Source organism: Micromonospora pisi (assembly GCF_003633685.1).
Lineage (GTDB): Bacteria > Actinomycetota > Actinomycetes > Mycobacteriales > Micromonosporaceae > Micromonospora_G > Micromonospora_G pisi.
In genome coordinates, this window is record NZ_RBKT01000001.1 from 1,761,935 (window position 1) to 1,788,785 (window position 26,851).

Consider the following 26,851-nt stretch of genomic DNA (forward strand, 5'->3'; position numbering starts at 1 on the left):
GACAGATGAAGGCTCCGGGCGCATCTGAAGCGTAGGACAAGGCCACAGCGCTCACAAGATAGAGGATGGCAAATTTAAAAGGTTTCAGTTCTGCCTCGGCGGCAGGTGTCGGTCCTCGCGCAGTACGACGTACCCGCCACCCGGCACGGTCACCGACGGTCCGCCGGAGTGCGGGGCCGGTCTGCCGGAGACGAGCACCGGCGTCCCGGCCACCGGGACCGACCGGGGTGCCTCGTCGTGGTTGAACAGGAACAGCCAGCTCGTCCCCTCGGGCGACCCGCGCCGCACCGCCTCCACCCCGACCGGCGCCTGCGGGCAGGTCGGCACGGCACCGGCCGCCGTTGCCACCAACTCCAGCAGCCAGCGGTAACCGTCGTCGTCGAGCCGGGTGGAGACGTACCAGGCGACGCCCGCCCCGTACCGGTGCCGGGTCACCGCCGGCTGACCGGCCAACCGCCCGCCCGCGTACGTCAGCACCGGCCGCGCCCCGGCGAGCCGTACCGTCTCGCTCCAGATCCGCCCGGTCATGGCGCCGCCGTGACCCCCGTCCCGCCCGTCGGCGCCCACCGGGAGGCCCGGACCGCCGACCACGGGCTGCCGCTCGTCGTCAGCGAGCGGGTGGAACTCCTCGACCCGGATCCCGAGCACGTCCCGGAAGGCACCGGGGTAGCCGCCCAGCCGGATCCGGCCGTGCTCGTCGGCTATCCCGCTGAAGTAGCTGACCAGCAGGTGTCCACCGGCGGCGACCCAGGCCCGGACCCGGGACGCGGTCCGATCCGAGGCCAGGTAGAGCGCGGGGAGAACGAGCAGAACGTGGCCGCCGGCCGGGTCCCCGACGGCATCCCCGACGGCTGGGTCCCCGACGTCCGGACCGGTCGCGACTCCGATCCGGCCGGCGGCGGCCGTCGGGTGGGCGAGCTGGTCCGGTCCGACGAAGTCGGTGCCGAACCCGGCCTGCCACAACAGGCGGTGCACGGTGCCGACCTCGTCCAGGTAGTCCAGTCGCCGCGAGGGCAGACCGGGACCCTGTAGCGCCCACCAGCACTCGACATCCCAACCGATCCCCACCGACGTCTGGACCATGCCGCAACGGCCGACCTGTGCGGAGAGTCGGGCCAGGTCCCGGCCCAGTGCCACAGTTTCCCGGAACACCCTGCTCTCCGGCCCGACGTGCGGAACCAGGGCGGAGTGGAACCGCTCGGCGCCACCGACCGGCGCCCGCCACTGGAAGAACATCGCCCCCACCGACCCCCGGGCGACGTACGCGAGACTGTTGCGCGCCAGCCGGCCCGGCTCCCGGCTGTGCATCCGACCCGGTACGTGGATCAGGTTCGGTGCGCTCTCCATCAGCAACCAGGCCGCACCGCCGTCGGCACCCGGCCCGCCGTCGCCACCCGTGCCGACTCGACGGGCCCAGGAGCGGGCGAGGTCGGCGGCGAATCCGATCTGTTCCTCCGCTCCCCGGTCGGCAGCCGACGGATAGTGGTCGATCGCGACCAGGTCCACCTCGCTCGACCAGCGCGCGTGGTCGACCGGCACCCAGTCGCCGAAGACGTAGTTTGTGGTCACCGGCACGTCGGGCGTCGCGGCTCGCAGCAGGTCACGCTGCTCGACGTACGCCGCCAGCAGCTGATCGGACCAGAACCGGCGGAAATCCAGCAACTGGGCCGGGTTGGCCAGGTACTGGGTGGCCCGGGGCAGGTCGACCTGCTCCCAGTCGGAGTAGTGCTGGCCCCAGAAGCTGGTGCTCCAGACGTCGTTGAGCCGATCCAGGTCACCGTGCCGGGAGCGCAGCCAGTGCCGGAACGCGTCAGCGACGTACCGGCAGTGGCAGGTGGTGCCGTACTCGTTGTGCACGTGCCACAGCGCGAGCGCCGGGTGGTCCCGGTAGCGGGCGGCGAGCGCTTCGGCGATCGCACGGGCGGCGTTCCGGTACGCCGGTGCGACCGCGCAGTAGGTGTCCCGGCTGCCGTGGTGCAGCCGTACGCCGTCCACGGTGACCGGCAACGCGTCGGGATGGGCCAGGCTGAACCACGGTGGCGGCGAGGCGGTCGGGGTGGCGAGCGCGACCCGGATGCCCGCACCGTGCAACAGATCCAGCACCCGGTCCAGCCAGTCGAAGTCGTACCGCCCCGGGTGCGGCTCGAGCCGCGACCAGGCGAAGACGCCGACGGTGACCAGGTTGACCCGGGCCTGGCGCATCAGCGCCACGTCCTGCGTCCAGACCTCCGCCGGCCACTGCTCCGGGTTGTAGTCGCCGCCGTAGCAGAACCCGTCGACGCCCCTCGGCCACCGCATCGCCCCCACCCCTCTCCTCTCCCCACCATCCACTTTGTTCACTCCCCCGCCCAACCAGGGGTAAGGAAGGGCCCCTTGTTATCGGATTCCGTTGTACTAGGGGCCCTTCCTAACCTCAGAAGCATTGACAGTTTGTTTGGAAGCCAAAGAAACTAGAGGGGAAGGGTTCGGTCGAACCGATCGGCCGGTGCTCGCCAGACGGGCATCGGCGGCTGGAGACCCGAGGGCGCGGGTCCGGCGGGGTGCCCAGGTGGGGGGGCGCCCCGCCCCGGACCGGAGCTCAGCCCTTGACCGCACCGGTGAGCACGCCCTTCGTGAAGTGCCGCTGCACGAAGGGGTAGATCAACAGCGCCGGGACCACGGTGACCACCACGACCGCCATCTTGATCGCCAACGACGGCGGGTACGCGGTGACACCCGGCAGGTTCGGTACGTTGCCGGTGACGTGCGGCGACTGTCCGGCGAGCAGGTAGCTCTGCAACACCCGCTGGATCGGGAACTTGTCGTTGTCGTCGAGGTAGAGCACGGCGTTGAAGTACGCGTTCCAGTAGCCGACCGCGTAGAAGAGGCCGACCACCGCCACCACCGCCCGGGAGAGCGGCAGCATGATCAGGGTGAGGATGCGGAACTCCCCCGCGCCGTCGATCCGCGCGCTGTCCACCAGCTCCGACGGCACGTTCATGAAGAAGGCGCGGACCACCACCAGGTTGAAGACGCTGATCGCGCTCGGCAGGACCAGCGACCAGAGGCTGTCCTTGAGGCCCAGTCCGGTCACCACCAGGTAGCTCGGCACCAGGCCGGGAAAGATCAGGAACGTGAGCAGGAAGAAGAAGAGCAGCGGCCGGTGGGCTAGCGAGTCCGGCCGGGACAACCCGTACGCCGCGAGCACCGTCAGCACCAGGCTCACCAGGGTGCCGGCGACGGTGACCAGGGTGCTGACCCAGACCGCCTGGGTGACCGTACCGCCGGAGAAGATCGTCACGTACGCGGAGATGTCGATCTCGCGCGGCACCAGGACGATCCCGCCCGCCTCGTTGATCGTGTCCCGCGCGGCGAGGCTGGTCACCAGCACCGCCCAGAGCGGCCCGAGTACGGCGAGCACCAGCAGGGTGAGCAGCACCCCCTTGCCGAGCCGCCCGATCGGGGTCGGCCGCTCCGCCCAGGCCGGCCGGGCCTCGCCCTGCCTGCGCCGACGCGGGCGTCGGGGCGGGTCCGTCCTGTCCGGTCGAGCCGAGACGACACTCATGATTTCGCGTACACCCCCTGTTCGCCGAGCCGGTGCGCGGCGGAGTTCGCGGCCAGGATCAGGATCAGGCCGACCACCGCCTTGAACAGGCCGGCGGCGGCACCCAGGCCCCACTGCTGGGGCACGATCGCCTGGTAGTAGACGAAGGTGTCGAGCACCTCGGCCGCCTGCCGGCCGACCGCCTCCCGTTGCAGGATGAACTGCTCGAAGCCGACCGAGAGCGCGTCACCCAGTCGCATGATCAGCAGCAGGATGATGACCGGCCGCAGTCCCGGCAGGGTGATGTGCCAGAACCGCCGCCACCGCCCCGCGCCGTCGGCCGCCGCGGCCTCGTACAGGTTCTGGTCGATCGCGGAGAGCGCGGCGAGGAAGACGATCGCGCCCCAACCGGCGTCCTTCCAGATCGCCTCGGCGGTGACCAGCACGATGAACGTGTCCGGGTTGGTCATCACCTGCCACGGCTCGAGCCCGGCCTGGCGCATCTCCTGGGTCAGCAGCCCGGCGCCGCCGAGCATCTGGACGAAGAAGGTGACCACCAGTACCCAGCTGAAGAAGTGCGGCAGGTAGACGACGCTCTGCACCAGGCCGCGTACCCGGGCGGAGAGCACGTTGTTGAGCAGGACGGCGAGCAGGATCGGCAGTGGGAAGAAGAAGACCAGCTGGAACGCGGTGATGGTCAGGGTGTTGCGTACCGCGTCCCAGAAGGCCGGGTCGGTGAAGAGGGTCTCGAAGTTGCCGAACCCGATCCACTCGCTCTGCAGAAAGGCGTCGAGCGGGTCGTCACCCAGGAACGGGTTGTAGTCCTGGAACGCGATCACGTTGCCCAAGGTCGGCAGGTAGTGGAAGACCAGCAGCAGCAGCGCGGCGGGCGCGACCATCAGCAGCAGCGGCCAGTCCCGCCGCAGCCGGTCGCGGAAAGTACGCCGGACGCGGAAAGTACGCCGGACGCCCGGACCACGCCGGTCGCGGCGAGTACGGCGGCCAGGTCGGATCCGCCGGTCGCGTTCGGCGGTGGTCTCGTCGATGCTCATCCGGCGGTGCTCATCTGCCGTTGTCGGCCAGGGTCTTCTCCAGGAACTCCCGCCCCTCGTCCCCGCCGCCGGCGCGGAACTCACGGACCACCTGGTCCAGGTCACCGATCGGCCGTCGGCCGCGCAGGATGTCGATGATTTTGTCCTCGCTCGGGACCAGCACCTTGGCGTAGTTCGCCGGCAGTTCGAGCTTGATCCCGGCAAAGAGGTCGGGCTCCAGGTGTCCGATCGTGGCGCGGTGGTAACCGAGGTAGTCCGCTACGTAGTCGGGGGTGTCGCCGCTGCGTACCTTGACCGGCACCCGCCCACCGAGGTAGTCGAACTGGGCGGCCTTCTCCTTGCGGCCCAGGTCGGTGGGGATCGGACTGCCGTCGGCGGCACGGGTGAAATGGGTGCCCTCCACCCCGTACTCGCGCAGTTCGTACTCGCGGCTGCCGAACGGGGCGGCACCCCAGTTGAGCACCCGCAGGATCTCCTCGGTACGCGTCCTGCCCAGTCCCTTCTTGACGAAGGTGAAGAAGATCGGTTTCTCGCTGCCCCAGACCACCGGTCTGGTGGTGCCGGCGCCGAAGACCTGCACCGGCTGCATGTTGTAGGTCGGGGTGACCTTGACCTGCTCGCCTTGCATCCCCTGCCAGGCACCGAGACCGTCCTGGTACATCAGGATCTTGCCGCCGTTGAAGAGCTGCTTCTCGTCGGCGCCCTTGGTGGCGATCGTGTCCGGGTGGACCAGGCCCTCGGCGAAGAGCCGGGTGGTGAACTCCAGCGCGGCCCGGTATTCCGGCAGCTCGTACTTGTGCACCAGCCCGCCGTCGGGCTTGCGCCGCCAGCCGTTCTGCACCCCCGGGCAGCCGAAGTACTGCTGCACCATGGAGAAGACGGTGCCGAACGCCCAGACACCCCGGTCGGCCCGGGTCAGCTTCCTGCCGAACTGGTAGAGCTCGTCGGTGCTGGTGGGCGCGGCGACACCGGCCGCGTCGGTGAGATCCTTGCGGTGGAACATGGCGAAGGCGAACGGGCCGTCGGTGGGGAACGGCACCGAGTAGAGCCGGCCACCCCAGACCGCGTACTGCCAGGCTCCGGTGGACAGCGAGGCCAGATTCGGGTACGCGTGTACCGCGTCACCCTTGAGGTAGTCGGTCAGATCCTCGAAGAGTGCCCGGACCGCGTCGGAGAACCGGGAGATCTTGTCGATCTCCCAGTTCGGCCCGACCAGCAGGTCCGGTACGTCCCGCGCCCCGAGCACCGCGCTGAGCTTGTCGGCGTACGTGTTGCCGTCCTGGAGGCTGGGGTTGACCACGACGCCGAGCTGGGCGTTCACCGCGTCCAGATAGGAGTTCCGGCCGACGCCCGGCGGGGTCGGGCCCCACCAGGGCGACATGGTCCGCAGCTCCGCGCCGCCGGCGCCGGGTTTCTCGGCCACCGCCGTGACGAGGTTGCGGGGATAGGTCAGGAAGCCCTGCGGAATCGGCCCCTCACCGGGAATGTCGGGCTTCACCAGGTCGACCGGGCGGTAGCTCGGCAGCACCGCGGCGACGGCGTCAGCCCTGGTGGCGGCGCCCCGGCTGCCGGCCTCCTTGCTGCAACCGGTGAGCAGACCACCGCTGGCCAGCGCGGCGCCACCGAGGCCGACCAGGCCGAGGAAGCTTCGTCGGCCGGTGGCCCCGCTCGGATGCGTCGGATGCACGGGACACTCCCTTCGATCGGTGGGGTGTGCGACGGAGGGACGCACAGGTAGAGTTATTTCGTCGGGTGACTAAACTAAGTTAATCGACAGTGGTCATTGCCACAAGGGACACTGGCGTCCGCCGGGCGTGCGGAGGGGACCCTTCCTATACCTGAAGCGATAACAAGGGGCCCTTCCTTACCCCTGGCAGGGCATGATGGGATCACCGCCGCGAGCCGGCCGAGACCGGTCGGGCCACCAGTACGCGGGGAGCGGGAAGACTTTGATCACGATGCAGACCGGTGCCGAACCGGCCGACCTCGCCGACGTACGGATCACCAACCTCGCCGTCGTGCTGCGCCACGTACGCGCGCACGCGCCCTGCTCCCGGGCGGACATCGCCGCCGCCACCGGGTTGAACAAGGCGACCGTCTCCAGCCTGGTCGCCGACCTGATCGACCGGCGACTGCTGCGCGAAACCGGACTGACCGAGAACCGGATCGGCCGCCCCGCCACCATGCTGGTGCTCGACGGCGAACCGTACGCGGCGATCGGCATCGAGGTCAGCGCCGACCAGCTCAGCGTGGTCGCGGTCGACCTCGGTGGCACCGAACTGCTCAACTGGCGCCGGGCCTTCACCGGGCAGGGCGGCACCGGCACCCGGGCGGTCAGCTCGATCGCCGCGCTCGCCAACCGGGCGATCGGCCGGCTCGCCGCCCAGGGACGCGGTGTACTCGGGCTCACGGTCGGTGTGCCCGGGCTGATCGACGACGCGGGTACGGTGCGGGGCGCGCCCAGCCTCGGCTGGCGGGACCTCGCCCTCGGCGCCGAACTGCGCCGGGCGCTACGCGACCCCGCCTTCGAGGTGGTGGTCGAGAACGACGCCAATCTCGCTGTCCTGGCCGAGCACCGGCACGGCCCGTACGCCGGCACCGCCAACCTGGTCCACCTCGCCGCCGGCGCCGGCATCGGGGCCGGCGTGGTGGCCGACGGCCGCCTGCTGCGCGGCGGGCGCGGCTTCGCCGGGGAGATCGGACACCTCTGCCTCGATCCGGGCGGCCCGCGTTGCCCGTGTGGCCGGCAGGGCTGCCTGGAGGCGTTGGCCGGCATTCCGGCACTGGTCCGACGGGTGCTGGCGGACTCCACCCAGGACGGGCCGGTCACCGATTTCGCCCCCGAGCTGGAGCGGGTCCGAACCCGTGCGCGGCAGGGCGACCGGCGGGCGCTGGAGGTGCTCGCCGAGGCCGGTCGGCACCTCGGACACGCGGCAGCCATCCTCGGGAACCTGGTCAATCCGGAGGTGGTCCTGCTCGGCGGGTACTTCGTCGTCCTCGCCCCGTGGCTGCTGCCAGCGGCCGAGGCGGAGCTGACCGCCCGTACGGTGGCACCGGACGCCGGGGGCACCCGGCTCGCCGCCTCCGCTCTCGGGCCCGGCGCGGCGGCGGTCGGTGGCGCCGCCCGCGCGCTCGCGATGGTCGATGCGGGCCGCCTCCCGCCCGCCCCACCCACCTGAGCACATCGATCAAGGTCGACCCTTGACCGGCGCGACGGCGAGGTGAAAACCTCGAAGGGCTTCACCGCCACGCCCCGGCGTCCGGTGTGCTGGTGAGGCGTATCTTCGGGCGGCCGTCGAAGCGCTTCGAGCTTCCCGGGCTGGCGGCCGATCCCCCCGCGCCACCCCACCCTGCGCGAACCGAGATCTCCGAACCCCTCCGTCCCCCGTGGTGGAGCCGGCCGGAGATCACGAAAGGTGATCGACATGCGCCAGCCCACCATGCGCGACGCCCAGCCCAGCTGCCCGCCCCCGTACACCGTCGCCGACGAGCCGCCCACCCCGTCCGGGGACGAGCCGGCCAGCACCCACACCGGCACCGGGGCCGAGGTGGGCTTCCGCGACCCCGACCGGCCGCTCGCGGAACGGGTCGGCGACCTGCTCACGCGGCTCACCCTGGCCGAGAAGATCGGTCTGCTGCACCAGTATCAGGCGGCCGTCCCCCGACTCGGTGTCGCCGGCTTCCGTACCGGCACCGAGGCGCTGCACGGGCTGGCCTGGCTCGGCCCGGCCACCGTCTTCCCGCAGGCACTCGGGCTCGCCAGCGGCTGGCACCCGGAACTGCTCCGCGCGGTCGGCGACGCCGTCGGCGACGAGGTACGCGGCCGACACCGGCAGGACCCGTCGCGGATCGGGCTGAACGTCTGGGCACCGGTGGTGAACCCGCTGCGTGACCCCCGCTGGGGGCGCAACGAGGAGGGTTACGCCGAGGATCCGTGGCTGACCGGGGTGCTCGGCACCGCGTACGCCAGCGGCCTGCGGGGGGACCACCCCGACCGCCTCAAGACCGCCCCGACCCTGAAGCACTTCCTCGGCTACAACAACGAAACCGACCGCTGCCTGAGCTCCAGCAACCTGCCGCCACGGGTACTGCGCGAATACGAACTGCCGGCCTTCCGAGCCCCGCTCGCGGCCGGCGCGGCGGTGGCCGTGATGGCCTCGTACAACCTGGTGAACGGGCGCCCGGCGCACCTCAGTCCGCTCCTGGGAGACGAACTCCGGGCCAGCGCGCCCGACGAGATCATGGTGGTCGGCGACGCGGGTGCGGTGACGAACCTGGCCGGGGCGCAGGGCCACCTGCCGGACCACCCGACCGGGTACGCCGCCGCGCTACGGGCCGGGATCGACAACGTCACCGAGGACGACACCGACGGCGGCCCGAGCCGTCGGCGCTTCACCGAGGCGCTGCGCCGGGGTCTGCTGACCGAGTCCGATCTGGACCGGGCGGTACGACGGCTGCTCAGCATCCGGTTCCGGCTCGGCGAGTTCGACCCACCGGACCGCGACCCGTACCGGGCCGTCACCGCCGACGTGGTCAACTGCCCCGCGCACCGGCGGCTGGCCCGGCGGGCCGCGCAGGAGTCGTTCGTGCTGCTGCGCAACGACGGGCTGCTCCCACTCGCCCCGGCGCACGCCCCGAGGGTGGCAGTGCTCGGGCCGCTCGCCGACACCCTGCACGTCGACTGGTACAGCGGCACCCTGCCGTACGCGGTGACCGCCCGGGACGGGCTCGCCGCCCGGCTCGGCACGTCGGTCGCGTACCACCCGGGGGTGGATCGGATCGCGTTGCGGGCCACCGGCCCGGTCGCCGGCTACGTACACGCCGGGTCCGGCCCCGCCGGGGCGACCCTGGCCGTGCCCGCCGAAGCGCCGCCGGCCCGGACCGGGGCGGGCCGGGTCCCGCTGACCGCCGCCGGTCCGGGGACCGCCGCGACCTTCGAGGTGTACGACTGGGGCCGCGGTCTGGTGGCGTTGCGTGCCGTGGCCAACGGCCGGCATGTGGGCGGCGACGAGGGCGGTCGGCTGGTCAACGACCGGCCCGGCCCGGGCGGCTGGCTGGTCAGGGAGACGTTCCGACTGGTCGGAGCGGCCGACGGGCGGAGCCTGCTCTGGCACGAGGCGAGCGAACGGTACGTCCGAGTCGGCACCGACGGTGTCCTGCACGCCGACGCCCGGGACACCGTCGGGGCGACCCCGTTCGCCGTCGAACCGGTCGCCGACGGTGCGGTCGAGGCAGCCGCGCTCGCCGCCGACGCCGACGTGGCGGTGGTGGTGCTCGGCAACCACCCGATGGTCAACGGGCGGGAGACCGAGGACCGGGTCGACCTCGACCTGCCGGCCGGACAGGAGGCGCTGCTGCGCGCCGTACACGCGGCGAACCCGCGTACGGTGCTCGTGCTGACCAGCGGCTACCCGTACGCGGTCAACTGGGCGCAGGAGCACCTGTCGGCCGTACTCTGGTCCGCCCACGGTGGCCAGGAGTACGGGCACGCGCTCGCGGCCGTACTCTGCGGCGACACCGACCCCGGCGGGCGGCTGACCCAGACCTGGTACCGCTCCGCCACCGAACTGCCCGACCTGTTCGACTACGACGTCATCGCCAACGACGCGACCTACCTCTACTACCGGGGCGCCCCGCTCTACCCCTTCGGTCACGGGCTGAGTTACACCACGTTCGACTACGGCGAGCTGCGCTGTGACACCGACACGGTCGACCCGGACGGGGTGGTCGAGGTGAGCGTCGAGGTGGCCAACGTCGGCGACCGACCCGGGGTCGAGGTGGTGCAGCTCTACACCCGGCAGCGGCGGTCGCGGGTGAAGCAGCCGCTGCGCCAGCTACGCGGCTTCGCCCGGGTCACCCTGGCCCCGGGCGAGCGGACCACCGTACGACTGGCGCTGCGCGCCGCCGACCTGGCGCACTGGGACGTCACCAGCGAGCGGTACGTGGTCGAGTGGGCCCGGCACACGATCGCCGTCGGTAGGTCGAGCCAGGACCTCCGCGCGACCGCGACGCTGACCGTACGGGGCGAGCGGATCGGCCCCCGGGACCCCCTGCGGGCCCCGCTGCGCGCCGCCACCCACGACGAGTACTCAGGGGTGGTGCCGGTGCCGGACGGCGGCACCGGGGACGCGGTCACGGCCACCGAGGCGGGCGCCTGGCTCCGGTTCGCCTCGGTCGACTTCGGCGCCGGCGTCGGCGCGCTCACCGCCCGGATCGCCAGCCCGTCGGCGCGGCCGGCGGCCGGCCCGGCCGGGTTGACCCTGCGGTTGGACGACCCGGTCGACGGTCCGGTGGTGGGATCTGTTCCGGTTCCGGCGATGGACCTGCGGGACGGCCGCCCCGGTCGGGAGCGGGACTGGGCCGAGGTGACCGGTCGCTGGCACCGGTCGGTGGCCACCGGAGTACGGGACCTGTACCTCCTGTTCGATGCCCCAGGCGTTACCGTGAGCTGGTTGAGCTTCGTCAGCGCGACGATCGGTCAACGGTCCGTGGCTGATGTTGGAGGCGTCTAGTGTCCGATCCGTCCCCTGTCACCCCAGCCGACGGCAGCACCGGCCCGGCCAGCGAGGGTTCGCCGGCCAAGCGCCCGGACATGGTCACCATCGCCGACGTGGCCCGGCACGCGGGTGTCGCGGTCAGCACGGTGTCGTACGTGCTCAGCGGCAAGCGGGCCATCTCGGCGACGACCCGGGAACGGGTGCTGACCAGCGTACGGAAACTGGGGTACCACCCGAACGCCGGTGCGCGGGCGCTGGCCAGCCGCCGGGCGAACGTGATCGCCCTGGTGCTGCCCCTGCGCTCGGGCATGCACCTGCCCGTACTCATGCAGTTCGCGACCTCGGTGGTGACCACCGCGCGCCGGTTCGACCACGACGTGCTGCTGGTCACCGCCGACGACGGGCCGTCGGAGCTACGCCGGATCGCGGCCAGCGCGATGGTCGACGGGCTGATCCTGATGGACGTGGAGATGGACGACCCCCGGGTGCCGCTGCTGCGTCGGCTGGAGCGGCCGAGCGTGCTGATCGGCTTCCCGGCCGACGCCACCGGTCTGACCTGTGTGGACCTCGACTTCTATCAGGCGGGTCAGGTCTGCGTGGAACACCTGGGGCGGCTCGGCCACCGCCGGATCGCCCTGCTCGGCGCGCCGTCGGTGGTCTACGAGCGGGGCACCGGCTTCGCCCGGCGGACCCGGTCCGGTTTCGTCGAGACCGCCGAGCGGCTCGGTCTGCACGCGGTCGCGCAGCCGTGCGAGGAGAACCTCGACTCCGTACGCCAGGAACTCGCCGGGCTCTTCGAGCGGGAACCGGAACTCTCCGGGCTGGTGGTGCACAACGAGGCGGCGGTGGGACAGGTGCTCGCCGCGTTGCCGACGTTGGGCCGCGGCGTGCCACGGGACATCTCGGTCGTCGCGATCTGCCCGGACGAGGTGGCCGAGCGGGCCAGCCCGCCGCTGACCTCGGTGCTGATCCCGGCCGAGGAGGTCGGCCAGCGGGCGGTGACGCTGCTGATGGAGAAGCTGGCCGGCACGCCGGTGCCGGAGGGGACCCTGCTGGACCCGCGACTCACCGTCCGGGCCAGCACCAGCGCCCCCGCCCTCTCCCCCACCGGCTCCTGAACCCTGCTCGCCCACCGGCGTCGATTCCCGCCCCGTCCACCGGCGTCGATTCCCACCTTGCCCACGGTGTCGATTCCTGATCGACTTGGGCATGGGCGCGCACATGGACCCGGAGGAGTTCCGTCGCAACGGCTACGCGGTGATCGACTGGATCGCCGACTACTGGACCCACCTGGCCGAACGCCCGGTGACGCCGGCGGAACCGCCCGGTGCGGTGGCCGCGCTGCTGCCGGCCGGCCCACCGGAACACGGTGAGCCCTTCGACCGGATCCTGGCCGACCTCGACCCGGTGGTGGCCCCCGGCCTGACCCACTGGCAGCACCCCGCGTTCTTCGGCTACTTCCCGGCGAACACCTCCGGCCCGAGCGTGCTCGGCGACCTGGTCAGCGCGGGGCTCGGAGTGCAGGGCATGCTCTGGGCGAGCGCGCCGGCCTGCACCGAGGTCGAGACGGTGATGATGGACTGGCTGGCCGAGCTGATCGACCTGCCGCAACGGTTCCGTTCCTCCGGCCCCGGTGGCGGGGTGATCCAGGACTCGGCCTCGTCGGCGACCCTGGTCGCCACCCTCGCCGCACTGCACCGGGCCAGCGGCGGGCGCTGGCGTGGCAACGGGGTGGACCGCCGCTACCGGGTCTACACCTCGACCCAGGCGCACTCGTCGGTCGAGAAGGCCGCCCGGATCGCCGGGCTCGGCGACGACGGGGTACGCGCCATCGAGGTCGACCCGAAGACACTCGCGCTGCGACCGGAGCTGCTACGCGCGGCGATCGAGGCGGACCGGGCCGCGGGTGACGTACCGGCGCTGGTGGTGGCGACGATCGGCACCACCTCCACCACCGCGGTCGACCCGCTGCCGGCGATCGGCGAGCTGTGCCGGGCGTACGGGCTGTGGCTGCACGTCGACGCCGCGTACGCCGGTGCGGCGGCGGTCTGCCCGGAGCTGCGCTGGTCGCACGCGGGCGTCGAGTACGCCGACTCGTACTGCTTCGACCCGCACAAGTGGCTGCTCACCGGCTTCGACTGCGACGCGTTCTGGGTCGCCGACCGGGCCGAACTGACCGGCGCGCTGAGCGTACTGCCGGAGTTCCTGCGCAACGCGGCGACCGAATCGGGTGCGGTGCTCGACTACCGCGACTGGCAGGTGCCGCTGGGTCGACGGTTCCGGGCGTTGAAGCTCTGGTTCGTGCTGCGCTGGTACGGCGCCGAAGGACTACGGGCACACATCCGTGCGGGTGTGGACCTGGCCGGACGCTTCGCCGACCTGGTCCGGGCCGACGAACGGTTCGAGGTGGTGGCGCCGCACCCGTTCTCGCTGGTCTGCTTCCGCCTGCGCGCCGACGCCGCACCAGCCGCCGACATACCCGCCGCCGACGCGCGCAACGCGGAACTGCTGGCCCGGGTCAACGCGACCGGCCGGGTCCACCTCACACACACCCGGGTCAACGGCCGGCACACGCTGCGGTTGGCGGTCGGCGCCCCGCAGACCACGTACCGGGAGGTGGACCTGGCCTGGCGGCTGGTCGAACGGACCGCGACCACGCTGCTGGGCGGGGCGGCCGAGGGGAACCGGGCGACGGGCGCACCGGCCGGCTGACCCACTCGGCTACCGTGACCAGCGTGAACGAGAGCATCTGGGCCGCCGTACGGGCCTGCCGGGACGTGCTGGACGAGGCGAACGGGTCCGATCCGCAGGAGCTGACCTGTCGGGTCCTGAAGGTCGCCGAGGAGGCCGGGGAAGCGGCCGGGGCCTGGATCGGCGTGCTCGGGCAGAACCCGCGCAAGGGGGTCACCCACACCCGGGCGGAGGTCGCCGGCGAGCTGGCCGACGTGGCGCTGGCCGCGCTGATCGCGATCGAGAGCCTCGGTTTCGACGCCCGCGAGGTGCTGGACGACTGCGCCGGCAAGGTCGGTGCCCGGCTCGCCGCCGCGGCTGGTGCCGTACCGGCGGCGGTGTCACGGGACTGAACCGTCGCGGCAGAATGTGTCTCATCGACAACCGTAACGGTGCGGGGAGGCACACATGCTGAAGGTCATCGGCGCGGGCTTCGGGCGGACGGGCACCAGGTCCACGAAGGACGCGTTGGAACTGCTCGGCTTCGGCCCGTGTCACCACATGACCGAACTGTTCCAGCACCCGACGACCATCGCCGGCTGGCTCGCCGCGAGCGAGGGCGGCCCGGTGGACTGGGAGCGGGTGCTCGACGGCTACCGCTCCACGGTGGACTGGCCGAGCGCGTACTTCTGGCGCGAGCTCAGCACGGCCTACCCGGACGCCAAGGTGCTGCTCACCGTACGCGACCCGCAACAGTGGTACGACAGCGCCGCCAGCACGATCTACCGGGCCCGGTCGTCGCGCCCCGAGACGTTGCCGCCCGGCGTACGGCAGGCGCTCGAGGAGCAGCCGGAGCTGCGGGACCAGCCGAGGCTGGTGGAGAAGCTGATCTGGCAGGGGACCTTCGACGGCCGGTTCGAGGACCGGGAACACGCGATCGCGGTCTACACCGCCCACGTGGCGGAGGTACGCGCCACCGTACCGGCACCACGGCTGCTCGAGTTCGACCCGGCGCAGGGCTGGGAGCCGCTCTGCTCCTGGCTCGGCGTGGACCCGCCCGAGCGGCCGTTCCCCCTGCTCAACACCGGTGCGTCGTTCCGGGAACGGATCACGGACCCGGAGGGTCTGCGCCCCCTCTGACCCCATCGCCGGGCCGGTCGACCACGCTCACCAGTGGGTACGGGCTCCCATTCTTCCCGTACCTTTCGCGAAGTTTGCTCTCAGCCGACGGTGCTGCAATGGGAGCCGGTCACGGGCCCACCACAGGGGTCGGCCCGGCCGGCAGCGCGAAGGAGCATCCGATGGCAGTGACATCGTCTCGCCGGCCCGGCAACGGTCCGGTCCTGGTCGGCCTCGACCGCGCCAGCGGATCCGGCGACCGGCCGGATCCGGACACCCCGACCCCGGCCGCCCAGAGTCCGCTGGTCTTCCTCCGCCCGGAACGGGTCATGGTCGACACGGAACCACTGGCGGTCGCCGATCACGGCAGGTGGCGGTACCTGCGGGCGGCGTGACGCCACGCCCGTCGGGTGAGGGTGCTCAGGTCCAGGCGCTCGGGTCGGCGACCAGCTCGGTCACCCGGCCGGGCAGCTTGCCGCTGGCCACGTCCGCGACGGTGACCAGTTCGAGGATCTCCCGCTCACTGGCCCGCAACGCGATCCAGACCTCCTGGAGCGAACGGGCGGCACCGTGGTAACCAAGATCCTCGGGGCGCTGTCCACGGATGTGCGCGAGCGGCCCGTCGATCACCCGGATCACGTCGGCGAGGGAGATCTCGGCCGCCTTGCGGGCCAGCCAGTAGCCGCCCTCCGGGCCACGCTGGGCGTGCACGATCCCGCCCCGGCGCAGTTGCAACAGGATGCTCTCCAGGAACTTCGGCGGAATCTCCTGGGCCCGGGCGATCTGCTCGGCGGTGACCGGGGTCGGACGCCGGGCGGCGCCCTCGGCGGCGGCGGTGTCGTCCGCCGTGGCGGCGAGTTCGGCCGTCGCGCGCAGCGCGTAGTCAACCCGTGCGGAGAGACGCATGCCGGCTAGGTTAGTCCCCGGGCCGCGCGGTCAGCGGCGCCGGGGTGGCAAGCCGCCCAGCCAGTGACCTTCCGGGCGGAACGGTTCAGGCGCCGACCCGGCGGAGCAGACCCTCCTGGACCGAACTGGCGATCTGGCGACCGTCGACGGTGAACATCCGTCCGGTGGCCAGGCCCCTCGCGCCGGAGGCGGACGGGCTCCAACAGTCGTAGAGGAACCACTCGTCGGCCCGGAACGGCCGGTGGAACCAGAGCGCGTGGTCGAGACTCGCGCCGACCACGCCACCGGGCCCCCAGACCTCCCCGTGTACGGAGAGGACCGAGTCGAGCAGGGTCAGGTCGGAGGCGTACGTCAGCGCGCAGGCGTGCAGCAGCGGATCGTCGGGCAGCTTGCCGTCGATGCGCATCCAGACCCGCTGGTACGGGTCCGCCGGCCGGTCGCCGGGGCGTACCCAGCCGGGCTCGCCGACGTACCGGACGTCGATCGGGCGCGGGATCAGCGACCAGATGCCGAGCCGCTCCGGATAGCGGGCGAGCCGGCCGGCCATGGTCGGCACCTCGTCCGGACCGGGCACGTCGGGCGGGACCGGGGCCTGGTGGTCGAGCCCCTCCTCGGTCCGCTGGAACGAGGCGGACATGAAGAAGATCGTCTTGCCGTGCTGTCTGGCCACGGACCGCCGGACCGAGAAGGAGCGGCCGTCCCGGATCCGTTCCACCTGGTAGTCGATCGGCTCGACCGGGTCACCGGGGCGGACGAAGTAGCCGTGCAGCGAGTGCACGACCCGGGTCGGGTCGACGGTCCGGCCGGCGGCCACCAGGGCCTGACCGGCCACCTGACCGCCGTACACCCGTTGCGGGCCGACCGGCGGACTCATACCGCGAAAGGTCATCTCATCGGTCTGGGTCAGGTCGAGCACCTCCAGGAGCTGATCGACCGCGACCTGTCCACCGACCGGCCCGCCGGACGTCACTGCAGGGCCCGTGCCGCCGCCGCGTCGACCAGGGACCCGAGCTGGTGCACCCGGAGCGTGTTGGTGAAGCCGGGGGTGCCGGGCGGGCTGCCCGCCACGATCACCACGTAGTCGCCCGGGTTGCCCCGGCCGAGACCGAGCAGCGCCTGGTCGACCTGACGGAACATGTCGTCGGTGTGCTGCACGAACGGCATCAGGAAGGTCTCCACGCCCCAGGCCAGGGCGAGCTGGTCGCGCACCTCCGGGACCGGGGTGAAGGCGAGCAGCGGCAGGTCGCAGTGGAGCCGGGAGAGCCGGCGCACGGTGTCGCCGGTCTGCGAGAAGGCGACCAGGGCCTTGGCGCCGATCGCGCGGGCGATCTGCGAGGCGGCCACGGTGAGCGCGCCGCCGTGCGTACGCGGGTCGTGCTGGAGCCGCGGGACGCCGATCGACCCGGACTCGGTGGTGGTAACGATCTTCGCCATGGTGCTCACGGTGAGCACCGGATACTTGCCGACGCTGGTCTCACCCGAGAGCATCACCGCGTCCGCGCCGTCGAGCACCGCGTTGGCGACGTCGGACGCCTCGGCCCGGGTCGGGCGGGAGTTCTCGATCATGGAGTCGAGCATCTGGGTGGCGACGATGACCGGGCGGGCGTTCTCCCGGCAGAGCTGCACGGCCCGCTTCTGGACCAGCGGAACCTGGTCGAGCGGGAGTTCGACGCCGAGGTCGCCCCGGGCCACCATGATGCCGCCGTCGAACGCGGCGACGATCGCCTCCAGGTGGTCGACCGCCTCCGGCTTCTCCACCTTGGCCATGACCGGCCGGTGGACGCCGACCTCCTGCATGATGTTGTGCGCGAGCTTGATGTCGTCGGCGGAGCGGACGAAGGACATCGCGATCATGTCGACCCCGAGGCCGAGGGCGAAGCGGAGGTCGTCAGCGTCCTTCTCCGACATCGCCGGCACGCTCACCGCGACGTTCGGCAGCGAGACGCCCTTGTTGTTGGAGACCACGCCACCCTCGGTCACCAGGACCCGGATGTCGTTGCCCTCGACCGAGCTGACCTCGACCGCGACCCGGCCGTCGTCGATCAGCAGGCGGTCGCCGGGGCGGACCTCCTGGGGCAGCTTGGAGTAGGTGCAGGAGACCCGCTCGCGGGTTCCGAGGATGTCGTCACCGGTGATCACGACCGAGTCGCCGGTGCGCCACTCGTGCGGGCCGTCGGCGAAGCGGCCGAGTCGGATCTTGGGGCCCTGCAGGTCGGCCAGGATCGCGACCGCTTTCCCGGTCGCCTGGGCGGTCTGCCGCACCAGGTGAAAGACCTGCTCATGGTCGGCGTGGCTGCCGTGGCTGAAGTTCAGCCGGGCCACGTCCATGCCCGCCTCTACGAGCCCTCGGATCCGCTCCGGGGACGATGTCGCAGGGCCAAGCGTGCAGACGATTTTCGCGCGGCGTGTCACGCCCATCAGGCTAGTCTCTCTCCCAGATCGGTCCACGGGCCGACCCTGTCGGATTCTGGAATATTCGTCCAACGTCGTGCGGTGCGCAGATGTCCGGCGGGTGTCTCTCGCCAGCGTCCGGCGGGTGTCGTCTCACCGGGCGACGTCGGGGTGGCGGGCATCAGCGACCGCGCGACCGGAAGCGTACCGCCGTCGCCCCATCCACGACACGCCCGGGTTTACCGCAGTCGTCGACACGGCCCGGATCCGGGGCACCAACGGCACGGCGAGTGCCGGCAATTCGGACTAAGCGCCCCCGTGGGATGAGTGCCCAATTAGCTGGCATACCAGACAGGAATCGATGAGCATCTTGACGTCCGGAAACACCGGCGTAACACTCGTCGGGAGAGCGCTCTCACACCTCTGACCCGCAGGCGCGGGCCGGCCGCCGGTGCCGCCGACGACTGGCCGAACCCCACACCCGGCCCGGCACCGCCACGCCCCGCCGGGCAACCCAGCGCGCCCTCATCCCCGACAGGTGGGCCCCATGGAAGTTCCTCGTCGCACCACCCGCACACCCTCGAACCGGTCCCGCTGGACGGTGCTCGCCGCACTGGCCGCCGCACTGCTGGCACCCGTACCGTTCATCGACGCCCCGACCGCGCAGGCCGCCCCCGTCCTGATCTCCCAGGGCAAGACGGCCACCGCCTCGTCCACCGAGAACGGCGGCACCCCCGCCTCGGCGGCGGTCGACGGCAACACCGGCACCCGCTGGTCGAGCGCGTTCAGCGACCCCCAGTGGCTCCAGGTCGACCTGGGCGCCAGCGCCACCCTCAGTCAGGTGGTGCTGCGCTGGGAGACCGCCTACGGCCGGGCCTTCGAGATCCAGGTCTCGGCCACCGGGAGCAGTCCCTGGACCACGATCTACTCGACCACCACCGGCACCGGCGGGGTGCAGACCCTCAACGTGACCGGCAGCGGGCGCTACGTGCGGATGTACGGCACCACCCGGTCCACCGGCTACGGCTACTCACTCTGGGAGTTCCAGGTGTACGGCGAGTTCGGCACCGTCCCGCCGACCACTCCGCCCACCACGCCGCCGCCGACCGGCACCCCGGTCGAACCAACCGACCCGCGCAACCCGAACCTCGGGCCGAACACGTTCGTCTTCGACCCGTCGACGCCGACCTCCACCATCCAGGGCCGGCTGAACACGATCTTCACTGCTCAGGAGCAGAACCAGTTTGGCCCGGAGCGGTACGCGGTGCTGTTCAAGCCCGGCACGTACACCGCCGACGTGAACCTCGGCTTCTTCACCCAGGTCGCCGGGCTCGGCTTCTCCCCCGACGACGTGAACCTCAACGGACACGTACGGGCCGAGGCGACCTGGTTCGGCGGCAACGCCACCCAGAACTTCTGGCGCGCGGCGGAGAACCTGTCGGTGACCCTGCCGGCCGGGGTGACCGTCGAGCGCTGGGCGGTCTCGCAGGCCGCCCCGTACCGCCGGATGCACCTGCGCGGCGCACAGAACCAGATCCAGCTCTGGAACGGCGGCGACGGCTGGTCCAGCGGCGGGCTGATGGCCGACACCAGGATCGACGGCCTGGTGGTCAGCGGCTCACAGCAGCAGTGGTACTCCCGCAACAGCGAGTTCGGCAACGGCTGGACCGGTTCGGTGTGGAACATGGTCTTCCAGGGGGTGACCGGCGCACCGCCGCCGAACTTCCCCAACCCCTCGCACACGGTGATCGGCACGACCCCGACGGTCCGGGAGAAGCCCTTCCTGTACGTCGACGGGACCGGCGAGTACCGCGTCTTCGTCCCCGCGCTGCGCCAGAACAGCTCGGGCACCACCTGGTACAACAAGACACCGGCCGGCAGTTCGATCTCGCTCAGCCAGTTCTTCATCGTCCGGCAGGGCACCCCGGCGGCAACCATCAACGCCGCCCTGGCCCAGGGCAAGAACCTGCTCTTCGCCCCGGGCCTGCACCGGATCAACGACACCATCCGGATCACCCGGGCGGACACCGTCGTACTCGGCCTCGGCCTGGCCACGATCGAGCCGCAGAACGGCGTGACCGCGATGAGCGTCGCCGACGTCAACGGGGTGAAGGTCGCCGGCATCATGTTCGAGGCCGGCACGACCAACTCCGCCACCCTGATGGAGGTCGGCCCGGCCGGCTCCAGCGCCGACCACGCGGCCAACCCGACCTCGTTGCACGACGTGTTCTTCCGGATCGGCGGCGCGGTCGCCGGCAAGGCCACCAACAGCCTGGTGATCAACAGTGACGACGTGATCGGCGACCACATGTGGCTGTGGCGTGCCGACCACGGCAACCCGGGCACCTACGGGTGGACCGTGAACCCGGCCGACACCGGCCTGGTCGTCAACGGCGACGACGTCACCATGTACGGCCTCTTCGTCGAGCACTACCAGAAGTACCAGACCATCTGGAACGGTGAACGCGGCCGGACGTACTTCTACCAGAACGAGATGCCGTACGACCCGCCGAACCAGGCGGCCTGGATGAACGGGTCGACCCGGGGGTACGCCGCGTACAAGGTGGCGGACGCGGTCAACACGCACGAGGCGTGGGGGCTGGGCAGCTACTGCTACTTCAACGTGAACCCGGCGGTGGTCGGCGAACGCTCCTTCGAAGTGCCGAACAAGACCGGGGTCAGGTTCCACAACATGGTCTCGGTCTCGCTCGGTGGCGTAGGAACGATCAACCGCGTCATCAACAACACCGGTGGTCCGGCCAACCTGGCCACCCAGACCATCTACGTAGTCAACTACCCCTAACCCTCCCACCCACCCCCACCCACCCCCGCCCAACTCCCCCACCCCCCCGCCCCCTACCCTCCGGTCCCACAGCGCCCGGCCCGGTCTCCCGACCGGCCGGGCGCTCCCGTGGATCTAGGGCAAATCGCCGCGGATAGAGATCATCCAGCGTGGATCTGCCCTAGATCGACGAAGTGGGGCGGGGGTTAGGCGGGGGTTAGGTGGGGGTGCAGGTTGGGGTGGGGGCGGTGTTGGTGCCGCTGTAGGAGCCGAGGAAGCCGAAGGTGGTGCTCGCACCGGCGGCGAGGGTGCCGTTGTAGGCGACGTTGGTGGCGGTCACGGCACTGCCGGCGGAGGTGATGGTGGCGCCCCAGGCGGAGCCGACCGACTGCCCGTTGGACCAGGTCCAGGTCACCGTCCAACCGCTGATCGCGCCGCTGCCGGCGGTCACCCGTACGTCACCCTGGAAACCGCCGGACCATTGACCGGTCACCGCGTAGGTGGCGGTGCAGGCGCGGGGCGTACCCGGGGGTGTGGTGCGGGGCGGGGTCGGGGTGGGCGTCGCGGTCCGGGTCGGGGTCGGCGTCGGACCACCGGGGGTACGGGTGGGTGTGGCGGTCGGGGTCGGCCCGGAGCCACCGGGGAAGATCACGTCGCTGCACCAGTAGTACGACTGGTCCATGTGGCTGGCCTGCCAGATGGTGAAGACCACGTGCCTCCCGGTCCGGCCCGGCGCGGAGACGTTGATCGAGTTGGAGACGCCGTTGAGGGCCGGGTCGTTGGTCCGGGTCCCCTGTCCGGGCGGGATGACCCCGGTCTGCGCGACCTGTTCCAGGTCGGCCCAGCGCAGCGGCGCGGTGACCGGGTTGTAGCCCTGCCGGGAAACGTACACCCGGTAGTAGTCGGCGCCGTGCAGCGCCTGGTCGTGCACGGTCAGGGTGAAGTTGTTGTTCACCGACGCGGCCTGCCAGGCGCCGGGGGTGTCCATGGCGGCGTAACGCGGACCGCCGGTACGGCCACCGCTGCACAGCTGTCCGTCCGGGATCGCGGCCTGGTGGTTGCCGGCCACGCCCTCGCGGTAGAGACCGTTCCAGTTCCACATGCCGTTCGGGTCGTTCTGCCAGGCCTGCCAGCACATCGGGTCCTGGGTGGCCATCTCGGGTGCCTGGAAGTTGCCGCCCCAGCGCTGCCAGCAGCCGTAGTTGCGCGACGGCGGGCTGATCGTCGAACCGTGTGCGGAGGCGGTGCCGACCAGGGCGGTGGCGAGCAGCATCAGGGCGCCCGCCGCGACGGCCAGCACGCGGGTGGCCAGTGGTCGGGTGGTCGGTGGGCGGGTGTCCGGTGGGCGGGTGTGCAGGGGCATGTCGGTGCTCCCGACGTTCAGGCGGGAGGCTGCCCGTGGCTCCCGCACCGGCTAGATCGCTCCCGCGCCGGCCCTACCAGAGCAGATTCACATGGCTCGATTGCTGTTGTCAATAGTTGTGTTTCCAAACAAAGCAATACGGCGACCCGCCGGAGACGGACCCGGACGACCCTCCCCGCCGATGAGCCAGACCTGCGGGCACGACGACGGGGGTCGACTCACCGAAACGTCGTCCCGATCCGCCCCGGGCGCCCTACCCCACCGTCATGACAGACCGACGAAGAGCTAGGGGCACCCGCGACGGCGGCCTCCATCCGGGTACGACTCGCGATGTGATCCCGGCGGGGGCGCTGTCACTGAACCCGGCACCGTCACGACGGCGGGGCTGCAACTCGCCTCGGTGGTGGCGGTGGTGACCGTCATGCTGCTGATCGACCGGCAGCGGCATGCCCGGGAGACGCGCCACGAACTGGTCGGCTGACCACATCCGGTACGCCAATCAGCCACGCGTCCGTGCCACGCCCTCCGGTCAGGAGACGACGAGCGCCGCTCGCAGCAGGTCCCGGGTCGGCTCGTCGAAGGCGACCAGTCGGATCCGTTCGACCCGGGTCGGGGTCGAACGGATCGCGTCGACCGCGATCCGGGCCGCCAGCTCGGCCGGGAAACCGTAGACGCCGGTCGCGATGGCCGGAAACGCGACGCTGCTGGCGCCCAGTTCGTCGGCGACAAGGAGCGAGCGCCGGTAGCAGGAGGCGAGCACCTCCGCCTCGCCCCGGTCGCCGCCCTCCCAGACCGGGCCGACGGTGTGGATCACGTACCGCACGGGCGGATAGAGGTCGTACGCCGGTGTCGCCTTCGCGTCGCCCGGGTCGCACGGGGCGATCGCCGCGCCCGCCTCGGCCAGGCTCGGGCCGGCCGCCCGGTGGATCGCACCGTCCACCCCGCCGCCCCCGAGCAGTGACTCGTTGGCGGCGGTCACCACCGCGTCCACATCCTCACGGGTGATGTCACCCAGTACGACGTCGATCGTGGCCATCGGCCCATCATCGCAGTTACGGACCCTGCGCGAGGGCAACCGGCCCGGCTCGCGGGCGAATCGGGTCTTCCGCCCGCACCCATGTATGTCGATACTTGGTGAGCTGTCGATCATGGCCGGTTCGCTACCACCGGCCGCCCACCCGCAAGGAGACGCGTGAAAAACTCGCTCACCCTGCCGGCCGCCGCACTCGGTCTGGTCCTGGCGACCAGCCTGGCGTCGGCTCCGGCCCAGGCCCAGGCCCACGCCGCCGCCACCGCACCCGCGGAAAGCGGCACCACGGCGAACCTCACCGAGGAGCAGACCCGGCATCTGGTCGAGCGGCTGAAGTCCGGGTTGCCCGGGGACTACCGGGCCCGGATCGCCGCGCTCGACGCCGCGGTGGGGCTGCCACCGGCTGGCCTCGGGGAGACGAACGCCGGAGTGGCCGGCGCGGAACCGAGCCGGCTGGTGCCGGCCGGCGGACGGAGCGCCAGCCCGGAACTCCGACTGGCCGATGGGGACAACGAGGTCTGCCAGACGACGCCGCTGCTGGAGTGGCAGTCGGCGGCCTACGCGGAGTGGACCGAGTACGACCTCGCCGAGGTGGTGCCGTGGATCGACTTCTTCCGGATGTACGACGCCGTCCTGTTCGGCACCGAGGCCGACCACCAGTACTACGGCACCGACGGGCAGTTCACCACCCGGGTACGGCAGACGGCCCGGGACCTGAAGCGCTTCTGGGACATCCCCTCCGGCGAGATCCAGGTGGTACCCATGCACGCCACCGTGGCGCTCGACCAGGCGAAGGTCGCCCGGCTGATGGAGCTGCTCATGCTCTACCCGGCTGACCAGGCGGCACAGTTCGCGGCCGACTTCGTTCCCCTGGTGAACCAGGAGAAGTTCGACTACGGGATGCACCCGGCGCTGAGCTTCGACGCGTTCGCCTACTACGGCGGCGAGGTCCCCGGTGTCGGAGTCATCCCGCCGAAAATCCTCATCGGCGACGGCATCCTGGAGGCGTACGCCACCCTCGGGCTGGGCGACGTCGCGCCGAGGGCGATCGTGGCGCACGAGTACGCCCACCAGATCCAGTACGTACGGGGCTTGTTCGCCTCGGAGCTGACCGGCGCCGAACTCGCCCGGCGGGCGGAGATGATGGCGGACGCGTACGCCGGCTATTTCCTGGCCCACGTACGGGGTGGCGCGCTGGACCGCCGGCAGACGAAGCAGGTCAGCCAGACCTTTTTCCAGCTCGGCGACTGTTACCTCACCAGCCCCGGCCACCACGGCACACCGAACCAGCGGATGCGCGCCGCCGACTGGGGCGCCCAGGTGGCGAAGGACGGCTTTCCACGGGGCCGGATCCTGCCCACCGTCGCCTTCGCCCAGCGCTTCGACGCGCACCTGCCCGAACTCGTCTCCGCCGACCCCGCCTGACCGCTCCCACCGGCAGCGGTGGCCGTACCGGTTCACAGCTATGTGATCTTGGGGTCACCGCGTCGACACAGCTTGATCCCACAGTGGGACAACGTTTCTCAGCTGGAGGAGCATCAATGGCACCCGCCCCGCCGACCGACGCCGAACTCGACATCCTGATCAGGGCACGGCTCGCCGCGCTCGGAATCGACCTCAACCAGCTACCCCCAGGCAGCACCGCCGACCCGGAGACCGGCTCCCCCGGCCAGGACTCCGTGCTCGCCTCGCTGCGCTCGTTCATGCGCGGCACGGTGCCGGCGCTCGCCGCGTACCAGCTTCCCACCCCCGTCGGGACCGACCCGGCCGTCGCACGGGCCCTGTCCCAACAGGCCGCGCCGATGCTCTACCCCTCGATCAGTACGGAATGGCGGAGGTGATGACGGCGATCGGACCACAGGACCGTACGGTCGACCGGCGGGCCTTCCTCGCCCGCAGCGCCGCCCTGGCCGCCGCCGCCACGGTCGGCGGTACGGTCGCACTCCCCGCGATCGCGCTGGCCGCGCCGGAGGCCGGCACCAACTCCGGCGGTAACCCGGTGCGGTGGAACCCGGAGCTGGACCGGCCGAGCGCGTACACCAGGCCCCGACCGGAGGCGGTCGCCGACCCGACCGAGCTGACCATCTCCGAGGCGGCGTGGCTGATCCGCGCCGGCAAGCTCACCCCGTTGCGGCTCGTCGAGGCGTACCTGGCTCGGATCGAGGCGTACGAGGGCACGTACCAGGCATTCAACCTGGTGCTCGCGGACGCCGCGGTGGCGGCGGCACGGGCGGCGGCCGGCAGACCGCACCGGGGCGCGTTGCACGGCATCCCGCTGGCGATCAAGGACAACTACTGGACCGAGGGGGTCCGGACCACCGCGAACTCCTACCTGTTCCAGGACTTCGTGCCGCCGTACGACGCGACCGCGGTGGCGAAACTCAAGGTCAACGGCGGGATCGTGATGGGCAAGACCCAGATGGGTCCGCTCGCCACCACCCGGGCCACCACCCCGGCTGGCGTGGTCACCACGGTCAACGCCTGGACTCCGACCAACCCCGGCACCGACCCCGGCGGCTCGTCCACCGGCACCGCGACCTCGGTCGCCGGGCGGCTGGTCGCCTCCGGGATCGGCACCCAGACCGGTGGCTCGATCACCGCGCCGTCGAACGCGCAGAACCTGACCGGGTTGAAGCCGACCATGGGTCGGGTCTCGCTGAACGGCATCATCCCGCTCAGCTACACCCGTGACCATCCCGGCCCGCTGGCCCGGGACGCCAAGGACGCGGCGATCATGCTGACCGCGATGGCCGGCGCGGACCCGGCCGACCCGCGCAGCCAGGGCCTGCCGGAACTGCCGAACCTGCTCAACGCGGCCACCCCGGCGTACGACGGCAGCCGGCTCAAGCTGCGCTGGCCGTCCCGGATCGGGGTGCTGCCCGGGTACGGCAGCGGCTCGTCCGCGACCGCGCTGGCCCAGCGGGCGTACCTGGACACGCTCGCCGCGATCCCCGGCGTGACCCTGGTCGACGTGGCCCTGCCGGACGAGTGGGAGCTGCTGACCGGCAACAACTTCAACAACGTACGGCTGCCGGAGCGGAGCGAGCCGTTCATGCCGTACCTCCGCAGCGACCTGCGCGGGTTCGGGGTCTCGGTCACCGGCTGGTTGCAGGGCGCGCTGATGGGCGGCAACGAGTTCATCACCGGTCAGCGGGCCAAACTGGTGCTGATGGAACGGGTGCTGAACCAGCTCTTCGAGACCTGCGACGTGGTGGTCCAGACCGGTCCGGTGCCCTTCGACATCATCGGACTGCCGGAGATCGCCTTCCCGATCGGCTTCACCGCCGCCGGGGTGCCGATCGGCACAATCCTGGGCGGGCTCCCGTACGGCGAGGACCGGTTGCTCTCCATTGTGGCCGCGTACCAGGCCGTCACCGACTGGCACTGGCGCCGCCCGCCGAACCCGCCGGCCGGTGCGGCCTCGGCGCGTACCGCCGCCCCGGCGCTGCGCCTCACCGCCGACGAGGTGGCCACCCTCTCCCAGTGAGGGGTAAGGAAGGGCCCCTTGTTAACGCATA

Annotated in this window: 20 protein-coding genes; 11 read left to right on the forward strand and 9 right to left on the reverse strand. The window is 71.5% G+C overall.

The genetic code is table 11. The annotated features are described in order from the left end of the window. Positions 1–84 precede the first annotated feature (84 nt). The 4 genes from BDK92_RS06745 to BDK92_RS06760 form a co-directional block, all read right to left on the reverse strand. Entirely contained in the window at positions 85–2,298 is a 2,214-nt protein-coding gene (locus BDK92_RS06745) for a beta-galactosidase (protein ID WP_121155601.1), read from the reverse strand. Between the two features lie 280 nt (positions 2,299–2,578). Further along, a complete protein-coding gene (locus tag BDK92_RS06750) occupies positions 2,579–3,544 on the reverse strand; it encodes a carbohydrate ABC transporter permease (RefSeq protein WP_121155603.1) in 966 nt (321 codons plus the stop codon). Continuing rightward, a complete protein-coding gene (locus tag BDK92_RS06755) occupies positions 3,541–4,575 on the reverse strand; it encodes an ABC transporter permease (protein WP_121155605.1) in 1,035 nt (344 codons plus the stop codon). Before BDK92_RS06755 ends, BDK92_RS06750 begins: the two co-directional genes overlap by 4 nt. A 10-nt stretch (positions 4,576–4,585) precedes the next feature. Further along, positions 4,586–6,262, reverse strand: a complete 1,677-nt coding sequence (locus BDK92_RS06760; protein ID WP_121155607.1) for an extracellular solute-binding protein — start codon at positions 6,260–6,262, stop codon at positions 4,586–4,588. A 271-nt stretch (positions 6,263–6,533) separates the two neighbouring features. On the opposite strand from BDK92_RS06760, the gene BDK92_RS06765 reads away from it, so the two are divergent. The 7 genes from BDK92_RS06765 (at position 6,534) to BDK92_RS06795 (ending at position 15,256) form a co-directional block, all read left to right on the forward strand. Beyond that, complete coding sequence (locus tag BDK92_RS06765; RefSeq protein WP_121155609.1) at positions 6,534–7,754, forward strand: ROK family transcriptional regulator; 1,221 nt, start codon at positions 6,534–6,536, stop codon at positions 7,752–7,754. Between the two features lie 246 nt (positions 7,755–8,000). Then, complete coding sequence (locus tag BDK92_RS06770; protein WP_246016868.1) at positions 8,001–11,087, forward strand: glycoside hydrolase family 3 protein; 3,087 nt, start codon at positions 8,001–8,003, stop codon at positions 11,085–11,087. After that, positions 11,087–12,190 (forward strand): LacI family DNA-binding transcriptional regulator, encoded by a 1,104-nt coding sequence (locus BDK92_RS06775; RefSeq protein ID WP_246016870.1) that lies wholly within the window; start codon positions 11,087–11,089, stop codon positions 12,188–12,190. Before BDK92_RS06770 ends, BDK92_RS06775 begins: the two co-directional genes overlap by 1 nt. A gap of 91 nt (positions 12,191–12,281) precedes the next feature. Continuing rightward, the gene (locus BDK92_RS06780; RefSeq protein WP_246016871.1) at positions 12,282–13,784 is read left to right on the forward strand and encodes a pyridoxal-dependent decarboxylase; all 1,503 of its coding nucleotides are present in this window, start codon (positions 12,282–12,284) and stop codon (positions 13,782–13,784) included. A 23-nt stretch (positions 13,785–13,807) separates the two neighbouring features. Further along, positions 13,808–14,155 (forward strand): nucleoside triphosphate pyrophosphohydrolase family protein, encoded by a 348-nt coding sequence (locus BDK92_RS06785; RefSeq protein ID WP_121161749.1) that lies wholly within the window; start codon positions 13,808–13,810, stop codon positions 14,153–14,155. A 55-nt stretch (positions 14,156–14,210) separates the two neighbouring features. Then, the gene (locus BDK92_RS06790; protein ID WP_121155613.1) at positions 14,211–14,882 is read left to right on the forward strand and encodes a sulfotransferase family protein; all 672 of its coding nucleotides are present in this window, start codon (positions 14,211–14,213) and stop codon (positions 14,880–14,882) included. Between the two features lie 161 nt (positions 14,883–15,043). After that, positions 15,044–15,256, forward strand: coding sequence for a hypothetical protein (locus tag BDK92_RS06795; protein WP_147456930.1), 213 nt, complete (start codon positions 15,044–15,046; stop codon positions 15,254–15,256). A 25-nt stretch (positions 15,257–15,281) separates the two neighbouring features. Here the strand turns inward: BDK92_RS06795 and BDK92_RS06800 are convergent, their stop codons facing one another. The 3 genes from BDK92_RS06800 to pyk form a co-directional block, all read right to left on the reverse strand. Continuing rightward, a complete protein-coding gene (locus BDK92_RS06800) occupies positions 15,282–15,767 on the reverse strand; it encodes an RrF2 family transcriptional regulator (protein WP_121155617.1) in 486 nt (161 codons plus the stop codon). A gap of 85 nt (positions 15,768–15,852) precedes the next feature. Continuing rightward, on the reverse strand, positions 15,853–16,737 hold the full coding sequence (locus BDK92_RS06805; RefSeq protein ID WP_121155619.1) for an acyl-CoA thioesterase: 885 nt from the start codon (positions 16,735–16,737) through the stop codon (positions 15,853–15,855). Further along, a complete protein-coding gene (gene pyk / locus BDK92_RS06810) occupies positions 16,734–18,185 on the reverse strand; it encodes a pyruvate kinase (RefSeq protein ID WP_121155621.1) in 1,452 nt (483 codons plus the stop codon). The genes BDK92_RS06805 and pyk overlap by 4 nt, the downstream gene beginning before the upstream one ends. Positions 18,186–18,705: 520 nt before the next feature. Here pyk and BDK92_RS06815 point away from each other — a divergent pair. Next, complete coding sequence (locus BDK92_RS06815) at positions 18,706–20,961, forward strand: discoidin domain-containing protein (protein WP_121155623.1); 2,256 nt, start codon at positions 18,706–18,708, stop codon at positions 20,959–20,961. A gap of 196 nt (positions 20,962–21,157) precedes the next feature. Here BDK92_RS06815 and BDK92_RS06825 read toward each other — a convergent pair whose 3' ends face one another. After that, complete coding sequence (locus tag BDK92_RS06825; protein WP_121155625.1) at positions 21,158–22,303, reverse strand: lytic polysaccharide monooxygenase auxiliary activity family 9 protein; 1,146 nt, start codon at positions 22,301–22,303, stop codon at positions 21,158–21,160. A 529-nt stretch (positions 22,304–22,832) separates the two neighbouring features. Further along, on the reverse strand, positions 22,833–23,339 hold the full coding sequence (locus BDK92_RS06830) for an O-acetyl-ADP-ribose deacetylase (RefSeq protein ID WP_121155627.1): 507 nt from the start codon (positions 23,337–23,339) through the stop codon (positions 22,833–22,835). A gap of 156 nt (positions 23,340–23,495) precedes the next feature. On the opposite strand from BDK92_RS06830, the gene BDK92_RS06835 reads away from it, so the two are divergent. The 3 genes from BDK92_RS06835 to BDK92_RS06845 all read left to right on the forward strand — a co-directional run bounded on the left by BDK92_RS06835 (position 23,496) and on the right by BDK92_RS06845 (position 26,820). Then, positions 23,496–24,758 (forward strand): neutral zinc metallopeptidase, encoded by a 1,263-nt coding sequence (locus BDK92_RS06835; protein WP_121155629.1) that lies wholly within the window; start codon positions 23,496–23,498, stop codon positions 24,756–24,758. Between the two features lie 116 nt (positions 24,759–24,874). After that, the gene (locus BDK92_RS06840) at positions 24,875–25,174 is read left to right on the forward strand and encodes a hypothetical protein (RefSeq protein WP_121155631.1); all 300 of its coding nucleotides are present in this window, start codon (positions 24,875–24,877) and stop codon (positions 25,172–25,174) included. Further along, positions 25,174–26,820: an amidase gene (locus tag BDK92_RS06845; RefSeq protein ID WP_246016872.1), complete on the forward strand. Its 1,647-nt coding sequence runs from the start codon at positions 25,174–25,176 to the stop codon at positions 26,818–26,820. The genes BDK92_RS06840 and BDK92_RS06845 overlap by 1 nt, the downstream gene beginning before the upstream one ends. Positions 26,821–26,851 lie beyond the last annotated feature (31 nt).

Bases quoted from the DNA above. Each gene is read 5' to 3' on its own strand.
- BDK92_RS06745 (WP_121155601.1), bottom strand. From the start codon at position 2,298: ATGCGGTGGCCGAGGGGCGTCGACGGGTTCTGCTACGGCGGCGACTAC.
- BDK92_RS06750 (WP_121155603.1), bottom strand. From the start codon at position 3,544: ATGAGTGTCGTCTCGGCTCGACCGGACAGGACGGACCCGCCCCGACGC.
- BDK92_RS06755 (WP_121155605.1), bottom strand. From the start codon at position 4,575: ATGAGCATCGACGAGACCACCGCCGAACGCGACCGGCGGATCCGACCT.
- BDK92_RS06765 (WP_121155609.1), top strand. From the start codon at position 6,534: ATGCAGACCGGTGCCGAACCGGCCGACCTCGCCGACGTACGGATCACC.
- BDK92_RS06770 (WP_246016868.1), top strand. From the start codon at position 8,001: ATGCGCCAGCCCACCATGCGCGACGCCCAGCCCAGCTGCCCGCCCCCG.
- BDK92_RS06780 (WP_246016871.1), top strand. From the start codon at position 12,282: ATGGGCGCGCACATGGACCCGGAGGAGTTCCGTCGCAACGGCTACGCG.
- BDK92_RS06790 (WP_121155613.1), top strand. From the start codon at position 14,211: ATGCTGAAGGTCATCGGCGCGGGCTTCGGGCGGACGGGCACCAGGTCC.
- BDK92_RS06795 (WP_147456930.1), top strand. From the start codon at position 15,044: ATGGCAGTGACATCGTCTCGCCGGCCCGGCAACGGTCCGGTCCTGGTC.
- BDK92_RS06800 (WP_121155617.1), bottom strand. From the start codon at position 15,767: ATGCGTCTCTCCGCACGGGTTGACTACGCGCTGCGCGCGACGGCCGAA.
- pyk (WP_121155621.1), bottom strand. From the start codon at position 18,185: ATGGGCGTGACACGCCGCGCGAAAATCGTCTGCACGCTTGGCCCTGCG.
- BDK92_RS06815 (WP_121155623.1), top strand. From the start codon at position 18,706: ATGGAAGTTCCTCGTCGCACCACCCGCACACCCTCGAACCGGTCCCGC.
- BDK92_RS06825 (WP_121155625.1), bottom strand. From the start codon at position 22,303: ATGCCCCTGCACACCCGCCCACCGGACACCCGCCCACCGACCACCCGA.
- BDK92_RS06830 (WP_121155627.1), bottom strand. From the start codon at position 23,339: ATGGCCACGATCGACGTCGTACTGGGTGACATCACCCGTGAGGATGTG.
- BDK92_RS06840 (WP_121155631.1), top strand. From the start codon at position 24,875: ATGGCACCCGCCCCGCCGACCGACGCCGAACTCGACATCCTGATCAGG.
- BDK92_RS06845 (WP_246016872.1), top strand. From the start codon at position 25,174: ATGACGGCGATCGGACCACAGGACCGTACGGTCGACCGGCGGGCCTTC.